The sequence below is a fragment of the Carnobacterium divergens genome, assembly GCF_900258435.1.
GTDB classification, from domain to species: domain Bacteria; phylum Bacillota; class Bacilli; order Lactobacillales; family Carnobacteriaceae; genus Carnobacterium; species Carnobacterium divergens_A.
Map to the genome: position 1 here is coordinate 1,517,518 of NZ_LT992558.1, position 13,128 is coordinate 1,530,645.

Consider the following 13,128-nt stretch of genomic DNA (forward strand, 5'->3'; position numbering starts at 1 on the left):
AGAAACGTCTGAACTGACAATTGGTGATCGTTTTATTTCATTATCACAGTACCAAGCAGAATTAAAAAAGAAAAATAACGCGTTGAATGATATTGCCGGTAAAACAAACTCTTTAATCAAACGCACCAATAATCTTGATAAAACAACAGCTGGATTGGGAAAAGAATTAATTGAAAGTAATAAAATTATTTCCCAACAACAGCAACTAATTGAGGATGCGCTTCGACGTATCAAAGAACTTGAAAATGGAACAGACCCAGAACGTCCAATAGGCAAAATTATTGATGTTTCGGAACATCAAGGGCAAATTGATTGGGTAAAAGTAAAAGCGGATGATATCGAACTTGCGATTATAAGAGTTCAAGATGGCAGCTCTTACGTTGATAACTATTACCGTTATAACATCCAACAATGCCAACAACTTAATATCACTTATGCAGTCTATGCTTTTGCACGATATGTCAACGAAGCTGATGCAGGGCAAGAAGCAACTGACTTCTATAATCGTACAAAATCTATTTCCGGAACAGGTAAGCAACCTTTATTTTATATGATTGATGTTGAAGTGGCCACGATGGAAAACATGAGACAAGGAACTGAAGCGTGGCAAAATAAAATGATTTCATTTGGAATTTCCCAAACGAATCAAGTCGCTTATATCGCAAATCATTTATACGATCAATTTAATATAAATGTAGCTCGCTTTGGAAGCATTGTAATACCTGCTTATCGTAGCACTCCGCCAGATCATCCGTGGGATTTATGGCAATACAGCGACAAAGGAAGCGTACAGGGAATTAATGGCAATGTTGATGTTAACAAAGATCCATCAGAAAGATTTAAAAAACAATATTTAGGTAGGTGAAAAAAATGCCCGTAAATTATAGAGACCCAACTCATATAACTGAAGAAAATTGGGTTGATATGAATAAGGTAGACGAAGTTCATAGATTGTTAGCAAAGTGGTTAAGAGAAAAAATGTATGGAAGAGATGTTCGTGAAGCCTTGGCACGATTGGCAGAACAAGTATCATCTGATATTTATGACGACAGACAAGTTGCTTTAGCTCTTGAAAAGCTAGCAAAAGAATTACAAGCTAAATGGGGTAGAGACACTCAAAAAATTATCGACGAATGGAAAAATACACTTGGCGGATTAACAGTTGACAGCGAAGTGATCAATGCTCGTATAGATGTAAAAGGCGTTGTGTATAAAACGCTTAAAGAGCGCCTTGATGCAATGGAAAATGAACGATTTACCATAAAAAGCGGAGAGAGCGATGTTCTTATCACTTTACAAGACGATAGATTTAGCCAAAACCATATACTCGTTAAAGAGGGGGAAGTTAATAACTCAAAGGGGTTATCTGGTTTGATTATCGCAGAAGTTGATAATGTGAAACAAGATACATTTTATTTAAAAAAAGTAGGTGAGATTTAATGGCAATTGATGTTGTAAAAATGATGGAAACTGATGAAAAGGATATTAATCGACAAGTATATCCAGAAACTACCGTCAATGCAGTTACGGGTTTAAGTGAGGCTTTAGGGACCGCTGGAAAAGGGCAAGTGACATCTGTTAATGGGAAAATTGGAGCTGTAAATTTGACCCCAAAAGATATCGGATTAACTGGTTCTGGGGTACCGTATGCATCTGCAACGACAGATGGAATAATCACGAAAGAAATGTATGTACAATTGCAACGATTAATTAGCGCCGAAAAAAATAGTGTCACCATCGAAAAAGTATAGGGGGAATTGAAAAATGGCAGATATAGTAAAAGTTTTAAATAATGGAGTGGAAGTTTATCCGCGAACCCATGCAAGTGCAGTGCTTGGATTAACAAATATTAAAGGAGATAAAGGAGACACTGGACCAACAGGTCCGGCGGGTCCAAAAGGAGCAACTGGTGCAACGGGACCAGCTGGTCAAAATGCTACAACAACTGCAGTAGCGACAACAACGGCAAATGGATTAATGGCTGCAGCTGATAAAGCAAAGTTGAATAACTTACCGATAATCACATTTGAGAAAGTGGGGACAGTTTAATGGCAGATATTGTACAATTAGCAGAAAATGGGGTATTAAAATATTTAAAAACCCACACAAAAGCGGTAGAAGGGTTGGATAAAGAACTTGCTAAAAAACAAGATATGATAAAAGATACTGGTTGGATTAAAGCGGCGACTGTCGGTAGTAACGTACTTTATTATCGTAGAATTGGAGACGTGGTCTTTATGAATGGCCAAGGAGACAAAACATTGCCAAGAACATCTAATGCGCTTATTTGGGCAATTCCGCTAGGGTTCAGACCTGATTTACCAGCAGCTAAAGCAGAATCTTTTTTTACATTAGATAATACAGATTCAACACCAACGAATATGACGATTGTACGATTGAGAACTGATGCAATAACAATGATTTACAGAAATAATGATATGGGGTGTGCTTTCAGTCGCGTAATTTTCCCGACAAGTGATCCGTTCCCAAATTTAATAACAAATAAATAATAAAGGAGAAAATATATGGAATTTATTGAGGTAATCAATGTTGATGAAAAAGGAAACATTGTAGGTTCTGATTTAGCAGGAAAAGAAATGTTTAAAGAAACAGAATTTACGAAGTTTCAGTGGGAAGGATTTTTCTTGAAGCCTAGATGGTCTTTTTCGCTAAACAAATGGATTGAAACGGCAACGGATGATGAACTTAATCCACCAGTTGAAGAGGAAGAGTTGACGAGTGAAGAAGAATTAGCTCAACAGGTTTCAGAGTTGGAAATTAAAGATATGGAAAAAGATATCTTAATTGAGAACTTGGGACAACAGTTATCAGATTTAGAAATTATGGTATTAGGAGGAAACGGAAATGAGTAAAGCTTATGTAAAATGGTTAGATCGATTTTTAATTAATTGGTGCACGTTGGAACAATTAGAAAAATTAGTAAAGATAAAACAATTAACTGAATCAGAAGTGCAATTGATGGTCAAAGAAAAAGATGCCAAAGACAAAGAAGAAGCTATTGAAATTTAATAGCTTCTTTATTTTTCAGAAAGGAGGTGAATCATGGAAACAATTGAAAAATTATTGACAAATCCAGAACAAATATCTTTTGCAGTTTTATTTGTAGGGCTGTTGGTCTATGTAATGAAGACCAATGATAAAAGAGAGCAGAACTATCGTAATACGATAGACAAGCTCACACAGGCTTTAAGTAACTTTGATGAAGTTAAAAATAAAGTGGAAGAAATTCATAAAAAGATTAGCTCTCATTCATGAGGGCTATTTTTTTATAAATAAAAAAAATTAGGAGAGTGTAAAATGAAAAAATTAAACAAGAATATCTTTGCGGTGTTAATGGTTATGGTTATGTTAGTGCCAACGGTGACGGCAGAAGCTGCACTCAATAAGTACAGTCAAGGTTTACCTAACAAAGATTTTATCGACGTTGCTAGTCATCAAGGATCAATTTCAACAAATGATTATCAAATTATCAAAAACGAAGGTGTAAAAGGCGTATCAGTCAAATTAACTGAAGGTACTAGCTATGTAAATCCGTATGCTCAAGCACAGATCAACAATGCTAAAGCAGTTGGATTACAAGTTTCAGCCTATCACTTCTCACGTTATATCAGCGTGCAAGATGCGAAGAATGAAGCTAATTTCTTTGTGAATACAGCTAAACGTTTTGGTTTGTCAACAGATACACTTATGGTTAATGATGCGGAAGCTTCGGAATTTATGCGTGACAAATTGACTAACAATGTATTTAACAAAGCCTTTGACGATCAAATGCGATCATATGGATTTAAAAATACTGAAATTTATACGATGGGGTCATGGGTAAATACTCGCTTTAACATTAATGATGGGGAGGGCTGGATTGCTAACTATCCTGGTTATCCAACATCAACAATGAACTTGTATTCCAATCGGTCAGCTTGGCAATTTGCTTCTGATTATCAATTTATTGGGATCAATAATACTGGAACGAAAAACTTTGATGTCAGTGTAGATTATAAAGGTAACTTTACTCGTGGGGTAAAAGACCAAAATAAACCAGTACCGACTGATCCAGTAGCACCTTTACCTACAAATGAATATGTAGTTGTAAGTGGAGATACTTTAGGAGGAATTGGCTCTAAAGTAAATAAAAATTGGCAAGATATTGCACGTACAAATAATATCTTACCACCTTATACGATTTTCCCTGGTCAAGTTTTGAAGTTAGCAGGAACAAACTCAAATGGTGGAGGAACAAATCAATTTTACTATAAAGTAGTTTCTGGTGACTCGTTAAGTGCAATTGGTAATAAGTTAGGAGTATCATGGCAAGCTATTGCTCAAACAAATGGAAAAGTTAGTCCATTTGTAATTTATCCAGGAGAGAACTTAAAAGTCCCAAATAGTTCATCTAATCGTTCTTATACTGTAAAAGCTGGTGACTCATTAAGTGGCATTGCTCAAACTATTGGAGTATCAATTAATGAGTTAGCTTCTAAAAATAACATTACAAACGTCAATCTCATATTTCCTAATCAAGTGTTAAATTATTAATATCAAGAAAGAACCTCCTACTTTGTGGGAGGGTACATAATTAAAATAAATCTGTAGATTAAATATGATATAATGACCAATATAGATTATAAAATGGAGGGTTTTTAATTGGAGAAAAAACAAATATTAGGCTGGGTTTTGCTGGTTTTTATTACAGCAGTCGTTTCTATAGCGATGTTTGATGAATTTACAAAAGATGCTGAGAAAGCTGAGATTGGAGAAGAGATAATCCAAGATGATTTTAATTATAAAGTCAATAAATTTGAAATAAAAAATGATAACGATAGAAAAGATATTGTTGTATCTATTGAAGCAAAGAGCAATAATGACGAAACTGTCAGCAATGTATTTTCAAATAATTTTATTTTAAAAATAGATGATAAAACATTTAAACCTGATAATATAAAAAGTAGAAGTATCGTTAATGGAAAGGTGAATTATTTAAATATTAATCAAATAAATCCAGAACAAACAGTGACGTGTTTATTGGTTTTTAATGTTTCAGCGAAACAATCAGAGTCAAAAAAATTCGAGTTATTAATCAATGATAATGTAGTTGTAAATTTAAAGTAAATTATTCAACTTAGATATTTTGCAATAAAAAGACCACCTATAAAAACAGGTGGCATACATACTGGTTAATCAAGTATTTTATGCAAGAAATAGGGGATAACTTTTCTAGTTGATTTAATTTTCGTTTTATTAACATCTCCAAAGCGTCCGTTATAATTTAAAGGTATATCAGCTGAACCATATGGAGTAGATGCTTTTAGTTGATATTTAGGAATACCTTCACCTTCTAAATACGAAATTTTTAACGTATCTCCCGGTTCTACAGTTTTTATTTTTCCAGTACTTTTAAATGAAAGATCACCATCGCTACTTATAGATTCAAATTCCATTACTTCTATTTCTAAAGGTACATCACTAGCAGTAACAAATACAATTTTATTTGATTGTTCATCAGCAATAAGTTCTTCAGCAAGAGTATTTTTGTAAGTAGTATCTTCTTCAGCTTTACTATAAAATTCTAATGAAATATTTTCATAGTAAGTTTTATTTAATAAAAATCCAAGACATAAAATTGTTATAGCTATAAAAATTTTAAAGAACAAAAGTATAAAATCTATCATATCCTTGTTTGATTTATATAATTCAAATAGATTCGTCATGTAAGTCTCCTTGTTAAATTATTTTTCATTTTTTAAATGTTCTTCAAAATTTAAAAGTTCGTCCAATGTTTCCCCGGGCGTTTTGTTTATTGCTTTAGATATAGCGATAATCGTTTTAACTTTAAAGTTGTCAATCGTTTGATTACGTTCAATAGCACTTGAAATTCCAGTTTGAGAAATATTCCCAATTTTTGAGATTGAGTATTTTGTGACATTATATTTTTTAGCAATTGAATCGATAGGATGCAATTAGATCACTTCTTTCTGTAGTTGTTAATAGCGATTATTAAGCCCGCCACGGCTAGTATTAAGATTGCGATGTAAATGAATGTACTCATTTTAAATTCCTCCATTATCATGTTATAATAAGGATAGAGGGGCTTTTGCCCCGTCTATCATTTTTTATTTTTGCGTTTCTTTTTCTTGGACTGTTTCGACGCGGTTACCAAGTTGAGAATCGCTGTGACTAACAGTACTATTGCTGTTAGTCCTTTTATTATATCGTCTAACACTTTTTCACCTCCCCCTTACTCTTATAATTATACTACTCTACAGAGTAGTAGTCAAGTGTTTAACTCAATTAATTTAATAAAGTACTCAAAAGCTTCTTTTTTACTATTAAAGCGTATTATGATTTCAGATTTACAACTATCTACTATAATAGTACAATCCGATAACGTGATGATAATATCTCCATTTGTATACATAAAAACACCTCCTACGGATAATATACGCAGAAGGTGAGATTACATATTAATATATAGGTGGTTAAGATAGCTATATCAGAAGAGGCAACAGTGAAACTAAACTAGCAAAAAGCTTCTCATTCCTAATTGGTTTGAGAAGTTTTTTACGTTGATTCTATTCAAAATGTGTCTCGCCTATTTCTTCAATCGGTCCATTGTCACTTAAGTTAAAACTAGAAATGTATTGTCTTTTTTCAGCATCTTTAACCATTGGGTCTAGAGTAGCAGTAAAAATATACAAATTAATATCTTTTTTGCTACTAACATCTGAGATCAAGGCTTCAGCATTTTGTTTAAATTTTAATAAGTCTTCTTCAGAACTAACATTTAAATTTGTTATTGATAAGGAGAAAAAATCTTGCGATTCATCAGGATTAGTAAATGTTATCGATGCTTGATTCCCGATACCAAAATATTTTTGAAGAGAAATTTCTAAAATTAATTGAGCATCAGCAACTGCTTTTGGCAAATTATCTGGGTACGTACTTTTAAAGCCATTCCAATCAAATTTTGTGAGAGTCCAATCCTCGGAACCGTACGTTTTTAGCTCACTTATGGTAGTTTCCTCAATAGGAGGAGTACTTTCCGCTAAGGTTTTGCTTTGAGTGGTGGCACTATTATCTTTTGTTTCGTTTGTTAATGTAGAGCAACCCACTAAAAATATACTAATCAAACCTACAAAAAAACTTTTAAAAAATGTATTCATTATTATCCTCCAAATAAATTATTTACATAAACAAGCTTACCATAATCAATATGTTTAAACTACTATAATTACAAATGAAAAAAGCTTCTCAACCCTAATCGGAAGAGAAGCTTTTTAAATTACCCCAATATGGACCTTGTAGGACTTGAACCTACGACCGAACGGTTATGAGCCGTTTGCTCTAACCAACTGAGCTAAAGGTCAGTTTCAATAGTATAACACGATGTTTTTTGTAAGTAATGTGATAAAATAATATCAAGGTGCTAGTTTACACCGATCTAATGTCTCCCCTATTTTTTGTCGTAGAGGGGTTTTTTATGAAAATTAGGATCAAGTGTTTAACTCAATTAATTTAATAAAGTTTTCAAAAGCTTCTTTTTATAAAGGGTTGCTAAAAATGTAAGGAAATTGTATAAAAGTTTAAGAATGAGAGGAATCCCACTAGATGGTTTGGTGGGCTTAAATAACTAACTACACAATAGTAGGGATTTGAAATAGGTGTTACCACATTTTGACCACAGCGTATAAAAATCTGACAGATATTCTAATTATCTCTTAAATGTTATAATTATTTTAAAAGCCAATGAAACATTTACATATCAATGTTTATAAATAGTTATTGAACGCTCTAAAATGTTGTGGAAATTTTGCAATCTATAAGAAGCCTTCATGGTAGTTCTGAAAATGGATGAGAATCAACCTAAGAAATAGCATGGGAGTTAATTGATGAGAAAAGATGAAATAGAGCTGATAGTGCAATTGGATTGAAGAAGTCATCTAGCACTATCCGAAAATGGAAATCAACAGATAAGTGGGACGATGAATTGAAAGGGAGCGCTCCCTTAAAAAAAAATCAGAATGCTATGACACATGGTTTGTTTTCTAAATGGCTACCAAAGGAAACTGTGGAGTAGTTCCACTTAATAATCTAGTATTTAAAAAGACTTTTGAAAGAACTTAGTTAGAATATTAAAAGATTCTAGATAGGAAGAGTATCCCTAAAAAAGATATGATTGAGTCAGTAAGAAAATAGTACAAACGATCGTTAGTTTTCTTATAAAAATTATTTGGAGGGAAAAACAATGGTAGAAAATGCAACAGAGAACGCAAAAGCAATTTATTTATTTTTTAGAAATAAAGGATGGACAGCACAGGCCATTTCTGGATTACTTGGGAATATGCAAGGGGAGTCAGGCATTATTGCAGATAAAGACGAGCTTGGCGGTGGGGGTGGCTATGGTCTTGTACAATGGACACCGAAATCAAATTTAGTTAACTGGGCGAATAGCAATGGACTCAATTATCGTACGGTAGAAACACAATGTAAAAGAATTCAGTGGGAACTTGAAAATGGACAACAATTTTATGCGACGACTGCTTACCCACTAAATTTTAGACAATTTACTCAAAGTACGCAAAGTCCAACCTATTTAGCAAGTGTCTTTATTCATAATTATGAGCGTCCAGCAAATCCAAATCAACCACAAAGAGGAGTTTGGGCAGAAGAATGGTTCCGTTTATTGTCAGGAAATGATGGTGGAACTGTTGAAAAACCTCACTTATATCGTGCGGCAATTCGCAATCTTTCTCCTCAAGCTGCAGAAATTTTAAAAACAAGATTTACCCAAGAAATGGCAGAAAATGGCAAAAGAATTTGCCAATCTAGTGATATCACAATTAATTATAGAGACAACGGTTCATCTGCCATTGTGATGATTAATGGCATTGCAGAAGGTGTTGCAAATTGGTTGCAATCAATCTGGATCAATCAATATGTTAATATTGAACATTTAGTAAATGCAGAGAGTATTTATGTAGAAAAAACAATTCAAGAAGTCTATAAGGTTGAATTTAGAGGATTGAATTTAAATGATGCTCGAAATATTCGGAATGAATTACGTAGAGATTATGGAAATGCAGGTGTACGTTACATGAACAATCCCGAATTTATTACAGACGGGGATGGTAAAGTGACAATATTTAATATTTCTTTATATAATGCAGCTCAATTAGTTCCAATTTTTCAAGATGATTATGCTTTAAAACGTAAATTACTACCATCTGAAAATATCCAAGGTGTTAAAATCAGTTAAATTAAAGTTTAAAAATTAAAATAGAGCAAAGAGGATGACAATACTCTCTTTGCTCTATTTTATTATTAATGAATTTAATAACAAAACTTACAAGGCGTTAATCCACGATTCTGTGCTTCTTCAAGCGTAGCTGAACGGGTAGAATTAGCATTGTTCAAACCGCGACAATTAGGCGAAGCATGATAACGATGCCCAGTATTTGTAACGTATACAGTATTTCCGACGGGTGTTTGTGCTGCCTGAGCCGCTTGAGCTTGTTCGTTGGCAATACGATTTGCTTCAGCAAGTTGCGCTTGTTCTGCTGCAACTCGTGCAGCTTCTTTTTGTTCATTAGCAACGCGTTCAGCCTCCGCTTTTTCGGCTGCTAGTCGATCTTCTTCAGCCTTCTTTTCAGCAGCAAGACGGTCGGCTTCAGCTTTTTCGCTCGCTAAGATAGCGGAGTTTACAGTTGTTAGACGATCAGATAGCCCCTTATTTTTTTGACTTAATGATGCTACCAATGTATTGGCTTTATCATAATTTTCTCTGGTAGGCGTTGCTTCAGCAAGCTCAACAGCTTTTACAGCTGCTTCAAGTTGTTCTTTTGCAATCTTTTCCGCTTTAGCCTTTTTCTTTGCTGCTGCTGTTGCAACTTTTTGTTCGTTTATTAATTTTTCATTTTTACTTTGTTGTTTAACGGCTACTTGTTTTTTTCCCTTTTGGACAGTCAACTTTTCTGCATAGGTGCCAGTTCCTTTGTAAACAAATTTCCCAGTTAAATTAGAACCATTTTTTCCTAATTTTTTTTGAACATTGCTGGGTTGTTTTTTTGCTACTTGAGTAGCATACGTGATTTTATAGGTACCGTATTTTTTTCCTTTAAATGCTTGTTTGACAAACCCTTTTTTGTCGACTTTTAAGTTGAATTTTTCTTTAAACTCTTTTGGACCCTCCACAGTCGTTTGAATTTTAGTATCCTTTGGTAAATTCGTTTTAACTGCTAAATCCACGTTCTTTTTAGTTGCTGATGAAGTTGATTTAAATGTTAAATCCAAAGTGTCTTTTGCTAGAGCTGGAGTTGCAAGGGTAAAGAGCGTTGCAATCGTCACCAACTGTAAAATCATTTTTTTCACGTTTTATTCCTCCAAAGTTCATGTTATGATAAGACTTAACCATTAAAGAATTTGAGTTATCATCTTATATAAGATATGTTATCATAATTGAGTTTCAGAAACTATTGCATTTCCTATCAAAAAAGACAGAAAAAGCGACGTTTATGACAAATTCAGCTAGAAAGGTTGTGGGAATATTGGGAAATAAAGCACTTATTTTAAAAAATTTAATCGAAGGCCATCAAAAAATTGTTTTTTTTGGTGGAGCAGGAGTTTCAACTGAAAGTGGCATTCCAGACTTTAGATCTGCAGATGGGCTGTTTAACCAAGAATTAAATACGACGGTCACACCAGAAGAGATTGTCAGTCATTCTTTTTTGAAAAAGCATCCTCAGTTGTTTTTTGATTATTACTTTAAGCATTTGATTTATCCATCTGCTAAACCAAATCCAGCACATGCTTATTTAGCGGCTTTGGAACAGCAAGACAAATCAGTGACCATCATTACTCAAAATATTGATGGTCTGCATCAAGCAGCAGGCAGTCAAAAAGTATTGGAATTACACGGAAGTGTTCAGCATAATCATTGTGAGTTATGTCAAAAAAAATATTCTTTAAATGAGTTAGTACGTGATGAAAATGGGATTCCTCGTTGTGATGCGGATAATGGCATTGTGCGACCAGCTGTTGTTCTTTATGGAGAGGCATTAGAGGATGTTGTCATTGATCAAAGTATCCAAGCCATTAAAGAGGCTGATTTATTAATTATTGCGGGTACGTCCCTTTCAGTCTATCCTTCTAGTGGCTTGATTGACTTCTATCAAGGAGAAGACTTAGTATTAATTAATAAAAGTAGCTTAACCGCTGAAAGCCAAGCGACATTAGTTATTCATCAACCAGTAGGCGAGTTATTTCAACAGCTTAACTAAAAAAAAACAAGACTAAACAGGGATAAACTGACTAGTCTTGTTTTTTAATTAAATGTTTGAATCACAGTGGCGTGTCCATTTGAATAGCTTACTTCAAGATAGGCACCATTAATAAACGTTAACTGTGGAGGAACATGACCACAATCAATGTCGTAAAGAATAGGAATCTGTAATTCCTCCGCAAGCATTTGATAGACATCTATAAAATGATAATCCTCAAAAACCTCATTGGCATTGCTACGACCAAATAAAATTCCAGTGCAATGCTTAAACCAGCCTGTATAGTGCATTTGAAGCAAGCTTCTTCTCAAATCAGCACTATTGAGTTCACAATTTTCAAGCACCCAAAGCACAGGTTCATCAGGTATATGCTCTTGCCAAAAAGCTTCTACATCTCCAAAAGGAGTGCCAATTAAATGGCGAATAATGTCAATACAGCCACAAAGAACGCGTCCTTCCAAATGCTGACTAGTTATTGTGGGATCAATATGACGCCAATTTGTAGGTGTATCGAGATGAAACGGGCTATCATTGGTTTTTTCAAAATCCCATTTTGATTGATAAAAGGAGGAAGACTGTTGCGTGACACTTTTACCAGGTAATGTAGTTAATACCGTTTGATAACTTGCCGTTGTATCATCCATTGTTGTTCCACGCAAATCAATAAAATTTGTTCCATGAGCCGTTGCGATACCTGTTTTTAAAGTAACAGCTAATAACAAGCCACTAATATCGGAATACCCTAAAAGCCACTTTGTTGGAAGTGAATCAAAATCAATTAACGGCAACATTTCCAATAATAATTCACCACCCCATGGCGGAATAATTAAGCTAACTTCTTGATTTTTAAGTAGTGCGTTTAACTCGTTATTTCGCACATAAGCTGAACTGGAGACGGCTTTTTCTTGCGTCCAAACGTTAGGTGTTACGATGACTTCTTGCCCTTGATTTTTAAAATAGTTAATAGCCATCCAAAGCATGGGATGCAACTCTTTTTGAACGCCACTTGATGGTGCTGTGACACCGATTTTTTTCTGACGATCCCAAATTGGATAACGAATCATAAAAAATTCCCCTTTCTTACAATTGTTCTTTCTATATATTGAAATAATTAAGCTCGTTTGTCAAGAAAGCTTAATTTATAGTAACAGAATAAAGGATTTTCATGTATACTATAATGGAGGAAATGAAAGGAATCGTATTGGGATATGGAGCCATGGTTAGATAGCAGTAAAACAACTGAAGAAATTGCAAAATCTTTGTTAGGCAGATTGCTTGTAAAAGAAACACCTGAGGGCACTGTTAGTGGATGGATTGTTGAAACCGAAGCTTATTTAGGTGTAATCGATGAAGCAGCTCACAGTTTTAATGGGAAAAATACTCCCCGTTTAAAATCCATGTACGAAGAAGCAGGTACGATTTACATCTATCAAATGCATACCCATCAAATGTTAAATTTAGTCGTCAAAGAAGCTGGCACTCCAGAAGCTGTTTTAATTCGTGGTATTGAACCTTTTGTCGGGTTGGAACTCATGGAGACTAGAAGAGGCAAAACAGACATTGACGTTTCGAATGGACCAGGAAAACTAACAAAAGCCTTTGGCATTACCCAAATGGATGATGGCAGTAAAATTTATGAAAAACCTTTGTATCTAGCTAAAGAAAGAAGAAAAATCCCATTGTCCATTGATGCGACACCACGAATTGGGATTCCTAATAAAGGCACATGGACAGAGGCCCCCTTGCGTTATAGTGTTGCAGGAAATCCTTATGTCTCTAAACGTAGAGGAAAAATAGACGGAAATAATGGTTGGTTAGAAAATAATTGATGAAAAGA

The 13,128-nt window shown here is 34.2% G+C and carries 19 protein-coding genes and 1 tRNA gene; 14 read left to right on the top strand and 6 right to left on the bottom strand.

What is annotated here, in order from left to right; genetic code table 11:
* From CDIMF43_RS07675 to CDIMF43_RS07715, 10 genes are all read left to right on the top strand, one after another.
* Positions 1-865, top strand: an 865-nt coding sequence (locus tag CDIMF43_RS07675; RefSeq protein ID WP_269845350.1) for a GH25 family lysozyme, incomplete at its 5' end; no start/stop codon positions are given.
* A 5-nt stretch (positions 866-870) separates the two neighbouring features.
* On the top strand, positions 871-1,440 hold the full coding sequence (locus CDIMF43_RS07680) for a hypothetical protein (RefSeq protein WP_109841660.1): 570 nt from the start codon (positions 871-873) through the stop codon (positions 1,438-1,440).
* On the top strand, positions 1,440-1,751 hold the full coding sequence (locus CDIMF43_RS07685) for a hypothetical protein (protein WP_109841661.1): 312 nt from the start codon (positions 1,440-1,442) through the stop codon (positions 1,749-1,751). Before CDIMF43_RS07680 ends, CDIMF43_RS07685 begins: the two co-directional genes overlap by 1 nt.
* 13 nt (positions 1,752-1,764) lie before the next feature.
* The gene (locus CDIMF43_RS07690) at positions 1,765-2,049 is read left to right on the top strand and encodes a collagen-like protein (RefSeq protein WP_109841662.1); all 285 of its coding nucleotides are present in this window, start codon (positions 1,765-1,767) and stop codon (positions 2,047-2,049) included.
* Entirely contained in the window at positions 2,049-2,510 is a 462-nt protein-coding gene (locus CDIMF43_RS07695; RefSeq protein ID WP_109841663.1) for a hypothetical protein, read from the top strand. The genes CDIMF43_RS07690 and CDIMF43_RS07695 overlap by 1 nt, the downstream gene beginning before the upstream one ends.
* A gap of 15 nt (positions 2,511-2,525) precedes the next feature.
* Positions 2,526-2,873, top strand: a complete 348-nt coding sequence (locus CDIMF43_RS07700) for a hypothetical protein (protein WP_193553794.1) — start codon at positions 2,526-2,528, stop codon at positions 2,871-2,873.
* The gene (locus CDIMF43_RS13735) at positions 2,866-3,030 is read left to right on the top strand and encodes a hypothetical protein (RefSeq protein WP_167554797.1); all 165 of its coding nucleotides are present in this window, start codon (positions 2,866-2,868) and stop codon (positions 3,028-3,030) included. The genes CDIMF43_RS07700 and CDIMF43_RS13735 overlap by 8 nt, the downstream gene beginning before the upstream one ends.
* Before the next feature lie 30 nt (positions 3,031-3,060).
* A complete protein-coding gene (locus CDIMF43_RS07705; protein WP_109841664.1) occupies positions 3,061-3,276 on the top strand; it encodes a BhlA/UviB family holin-like peptide in 216 nt (71 codons plus the stop codon).
* A gap of 42 nt (positions 3,277-3,318) precedes the next feature.
* Positions 3,319-4,554 carry a GH25 family lysozyme gene (locus CDIMF43_RS07710; protein WP_109841665.1) on the top strand — a complete coding sequence of 412 codons (1,236 nt, stop codon included), beginning with the start codon at positions 3,319-3,321 and terminating at the stop codon, positions 4,552-4,554.
* 108 nt (positions 4,555-4,662) lie between these two features.
* Positions 4,663-5,127, top strand: a complete 465-nt coding sequence (locus CDIMF43_RS07715) for a hypothetical protein (RefSeq protein ID WP_109841666.1) — start codon at positions 4,663-4,665, stop codon at positions 5,125-5,127.
* A gap of 65 nt (positions 5,128-5,192) precedes the next feature.
* Here the strand turns inward: CDIMF43_RS07715 and CDIMF43_RS07720 are convergent, their stop codons facing one another.
* From CDIMF43_RS07720 to CDIMF43_RS07735, 4 genes are all read right to left on the bottom strand, one after another.
* A complete protein-coding gene (locus CDIMF43_RS07720; protein WP_109841667.1) occupies positions 5,193-5,726 on the bottom strand; it encodes a hypothetical protein in 534 nt (177 codons plus the stop codon).
* Between the two features lie 18 nt (positions 5,727-5,744).
* Positions 5,745-5,975 (bottom strand): hypothetical protein, encoded by a 231-nt coding sequence (locus tag CDIMF43_RS07725; protein ID WP_109841668.1) that lies wholly within the window; start codon positions 5,973-5,975, stop codon positions 5,745-5,747.
* Positions 5,976-6,587: 612 nt separating this feature from the next.
* Positions 6,588-7,178 carry a hypothetical protein gene (locus CDIMF43_RS07730; protein ID WP_109841669.1) on the bottom strand — a complete coding sequence of 197 codons (591 nt, stop codon included), beginning with the start codon at positions 7,176-7,178 and terminating at the stop codon, positions 6,588-6,590.
* 130 nt (positions 7,179-7,308) lie between these two features.
* Positions 7,309-7,382: transfer RNA gene (locus CDIMF43_RS07735), tRNA-Ile, on the bottom strand.
* A 554-nt stretch (positions 7,383-7,936) separates the two neighbouring features.
* On the opposite strand from CDIMF43_RS07735, the gene CDIMF43_RS07740 reads away from it, so the two are divergent.
* On the top strand, positions 7,937-8,092 hold the full coding sequence (locus CDIMF43_RS07740; protein WP_109841670.1) for a phage terminase small subunit-related protein: 156 nt from the start codon (positions 7,937-7,939) through the stop codon (positions 8,090-8,092).
* Between the two features lie 168 nt (positions 8,093-8,260).
* Positions 8,261-9,271 carry a phage tail tip lysozyme gene (locus CDIMF43_RS13740; protein WP_199198161.1) on the top strand — a complete coding sequence of 337 codons (1,011 nt, stop codon included), beginning with the start codon at positions 8,261-8,263 and terminating at the stop codon, positions 9,269-9,271.
* Positions 9,272-9,345: 74 nt separating this feature from the next.
* On the opposite strand, the gene CDIMF43_RS07750 is transcribed toward CDIMF43_RS13740, so the two are convergent.
* A complete protein-coding gene (locus tag CDIMF43_RS07750) occupies positions 9,346-10,383 on the bottom strand; it encodes a hypothetical protein (RefSeq protein ID WP_109841671.1) in 1,038 nt (345 codons plus the stop codon).
* Positions 10,384-10,526: 143 nt separating this feature from the next.
* Between CDIMF43_RS07750 and CDIMF43_RS07755 the strand changes: the two genes are divergently transcribed.
* Entirely contained in the window at positions 10,527-11,291 is a 765-nt protein-coding gene (locus tag CDIMF43_RS07755) for an NAD-dependent protein deacylase (protein WP_109841672.1), read from the top strand.
* 44 nt (positions 11,292-11,335) lie between these two features.
* On the opposite strand, the gene CDIMF43_RS07760 is transcribed toward CDIMF43_RS07755, so the two are convergent.
* On the bottom strand, positions 11,336-12,355 hold the full coding sequence (locus CDIMF43_RS07760) for a S66 family peptidase (protein WP_109841673.1): 1,020 nt from the start codon (positions 12,353-12,355) through the stop codon (positions 11,336-11,338).
* A gap of 144 nt (positions 12,356-12,499) precedes the next feature.
* Between CDIMF43_RS07760 and CDIMF43_RS07765 the strand changes: the two genes are divergently transcribed.
* Complete coding sequence (locus CDIMF43_RS07765) at positions 12,500-13,120, top strand: DNA-3-methyladenine glycosylase (RefSeq protein WP_109841674.1); 621 nt, start codon at positions 12,500-12,502, stop codon at positions 13,118-13,120.
* Positions 13,121-13,128 lie beyond the last annotated feature (8 nt).

What these genes read in the sequence shown, in the direction of transcription:
- CDIMF43_RS07730 (WP_109841669.1), bottom strand. Translation starts at nt 7,178, where the DNA reads ATGAATACATTTTTTAAAAGTTTTTTTGTAGGTTTGATTAGTATATTT.
- CDIMF43_RS07755 (WP_109841672.1), top strand. Translation starts at nt 10,527, where the DNA reads ATGACAAATTCAGCTAGAAAGGTTGTGGGAATATTGGGAAATAAAGCA.
- CDIMF43_RS07680 (WP_109841660.1), top strand. Translation starts at nt 871, where the DNA reads ATGCCCGTAAATTATAGAGACCCAACTCATATAACTGAAGAAAATTGG.
- CDIMF43_RS07720 (WP_109841667.1), bottom strand. Translation starts at nt 5,726, where the DNA reads ATGACGAATCTATTTGAATTATATAAATCAAACAAGGATATGATAGAT.
- CDIMF43_RS07690 (WP_109841662.1), top strand. Translation starts at nt 1,765, where the DNA reads ATGGCAGATATAGTAAAAGTTTTAAATAATGGAGTGGAAGTTTATCCG.
- CDIMF43_RS13740 (WP_199198161.1), top strand. Translation starts at nt 8,261, where the DNA reads ATGGTAGAAAATGCAACAGAGAACGCAAAAGCAATTTATTTATTTTTT.
- CDIMF43_RS13735 (WP_167554797.1), top strand. Translation starts at nt 2,866, where the DNA reads ATGAGTAAAGCTTATGTAAAATGGTTAGATCGATTTTTAATTAATTGG.
- CDIMF43_RS07760 (WP_109841673.1), bottom strand. Translation starts at nt 12,355, where the DNA reads ATGATTCGTTATCCAATTTGGGATCGTCAGAAAAAAATCGGTGTCACA.
- CDIMF43_RS07685 (WP_109841661.1), top strand. Translation starts at nt 1,440, where the DNA reads ATGGCAATTGATGTTGTAAAAATGATGGAAACTGATGAAAAGGATATT.
- CDIMF43_RS07695 (WP_109841663.1), top strand. Translation starts at nt 2,049, where the DNA reads ATGGCAGATATTGTACAATTAGCAGAAAATGGGGTATTAAAATATTTA.
- CDIMF43_RS07765 (WP_109841674.1), top strand. Translation starts at nt 12,500, where the DNA reads ATGGAGCCATGGTTAGATAGCAGTAAAACAACTGAAGAAATTGCAAAA.
- CDIMF43_RS07710 (WP_109841665.1), top strand. Translation starts at nt 3,319, where the DNA reads ATGAAAAAATTAAACAAGAATATCTTTGCGGTGTTAATGGTTATGGTT.
- CDIMF43_RS07700 (WP_193553794.1), top strand. Translation starts at nt 2,526, where the DNA reads ATGGAATTTATTGAGGTAATCAATGTTGATGAAAAAGGAAACATTGTA.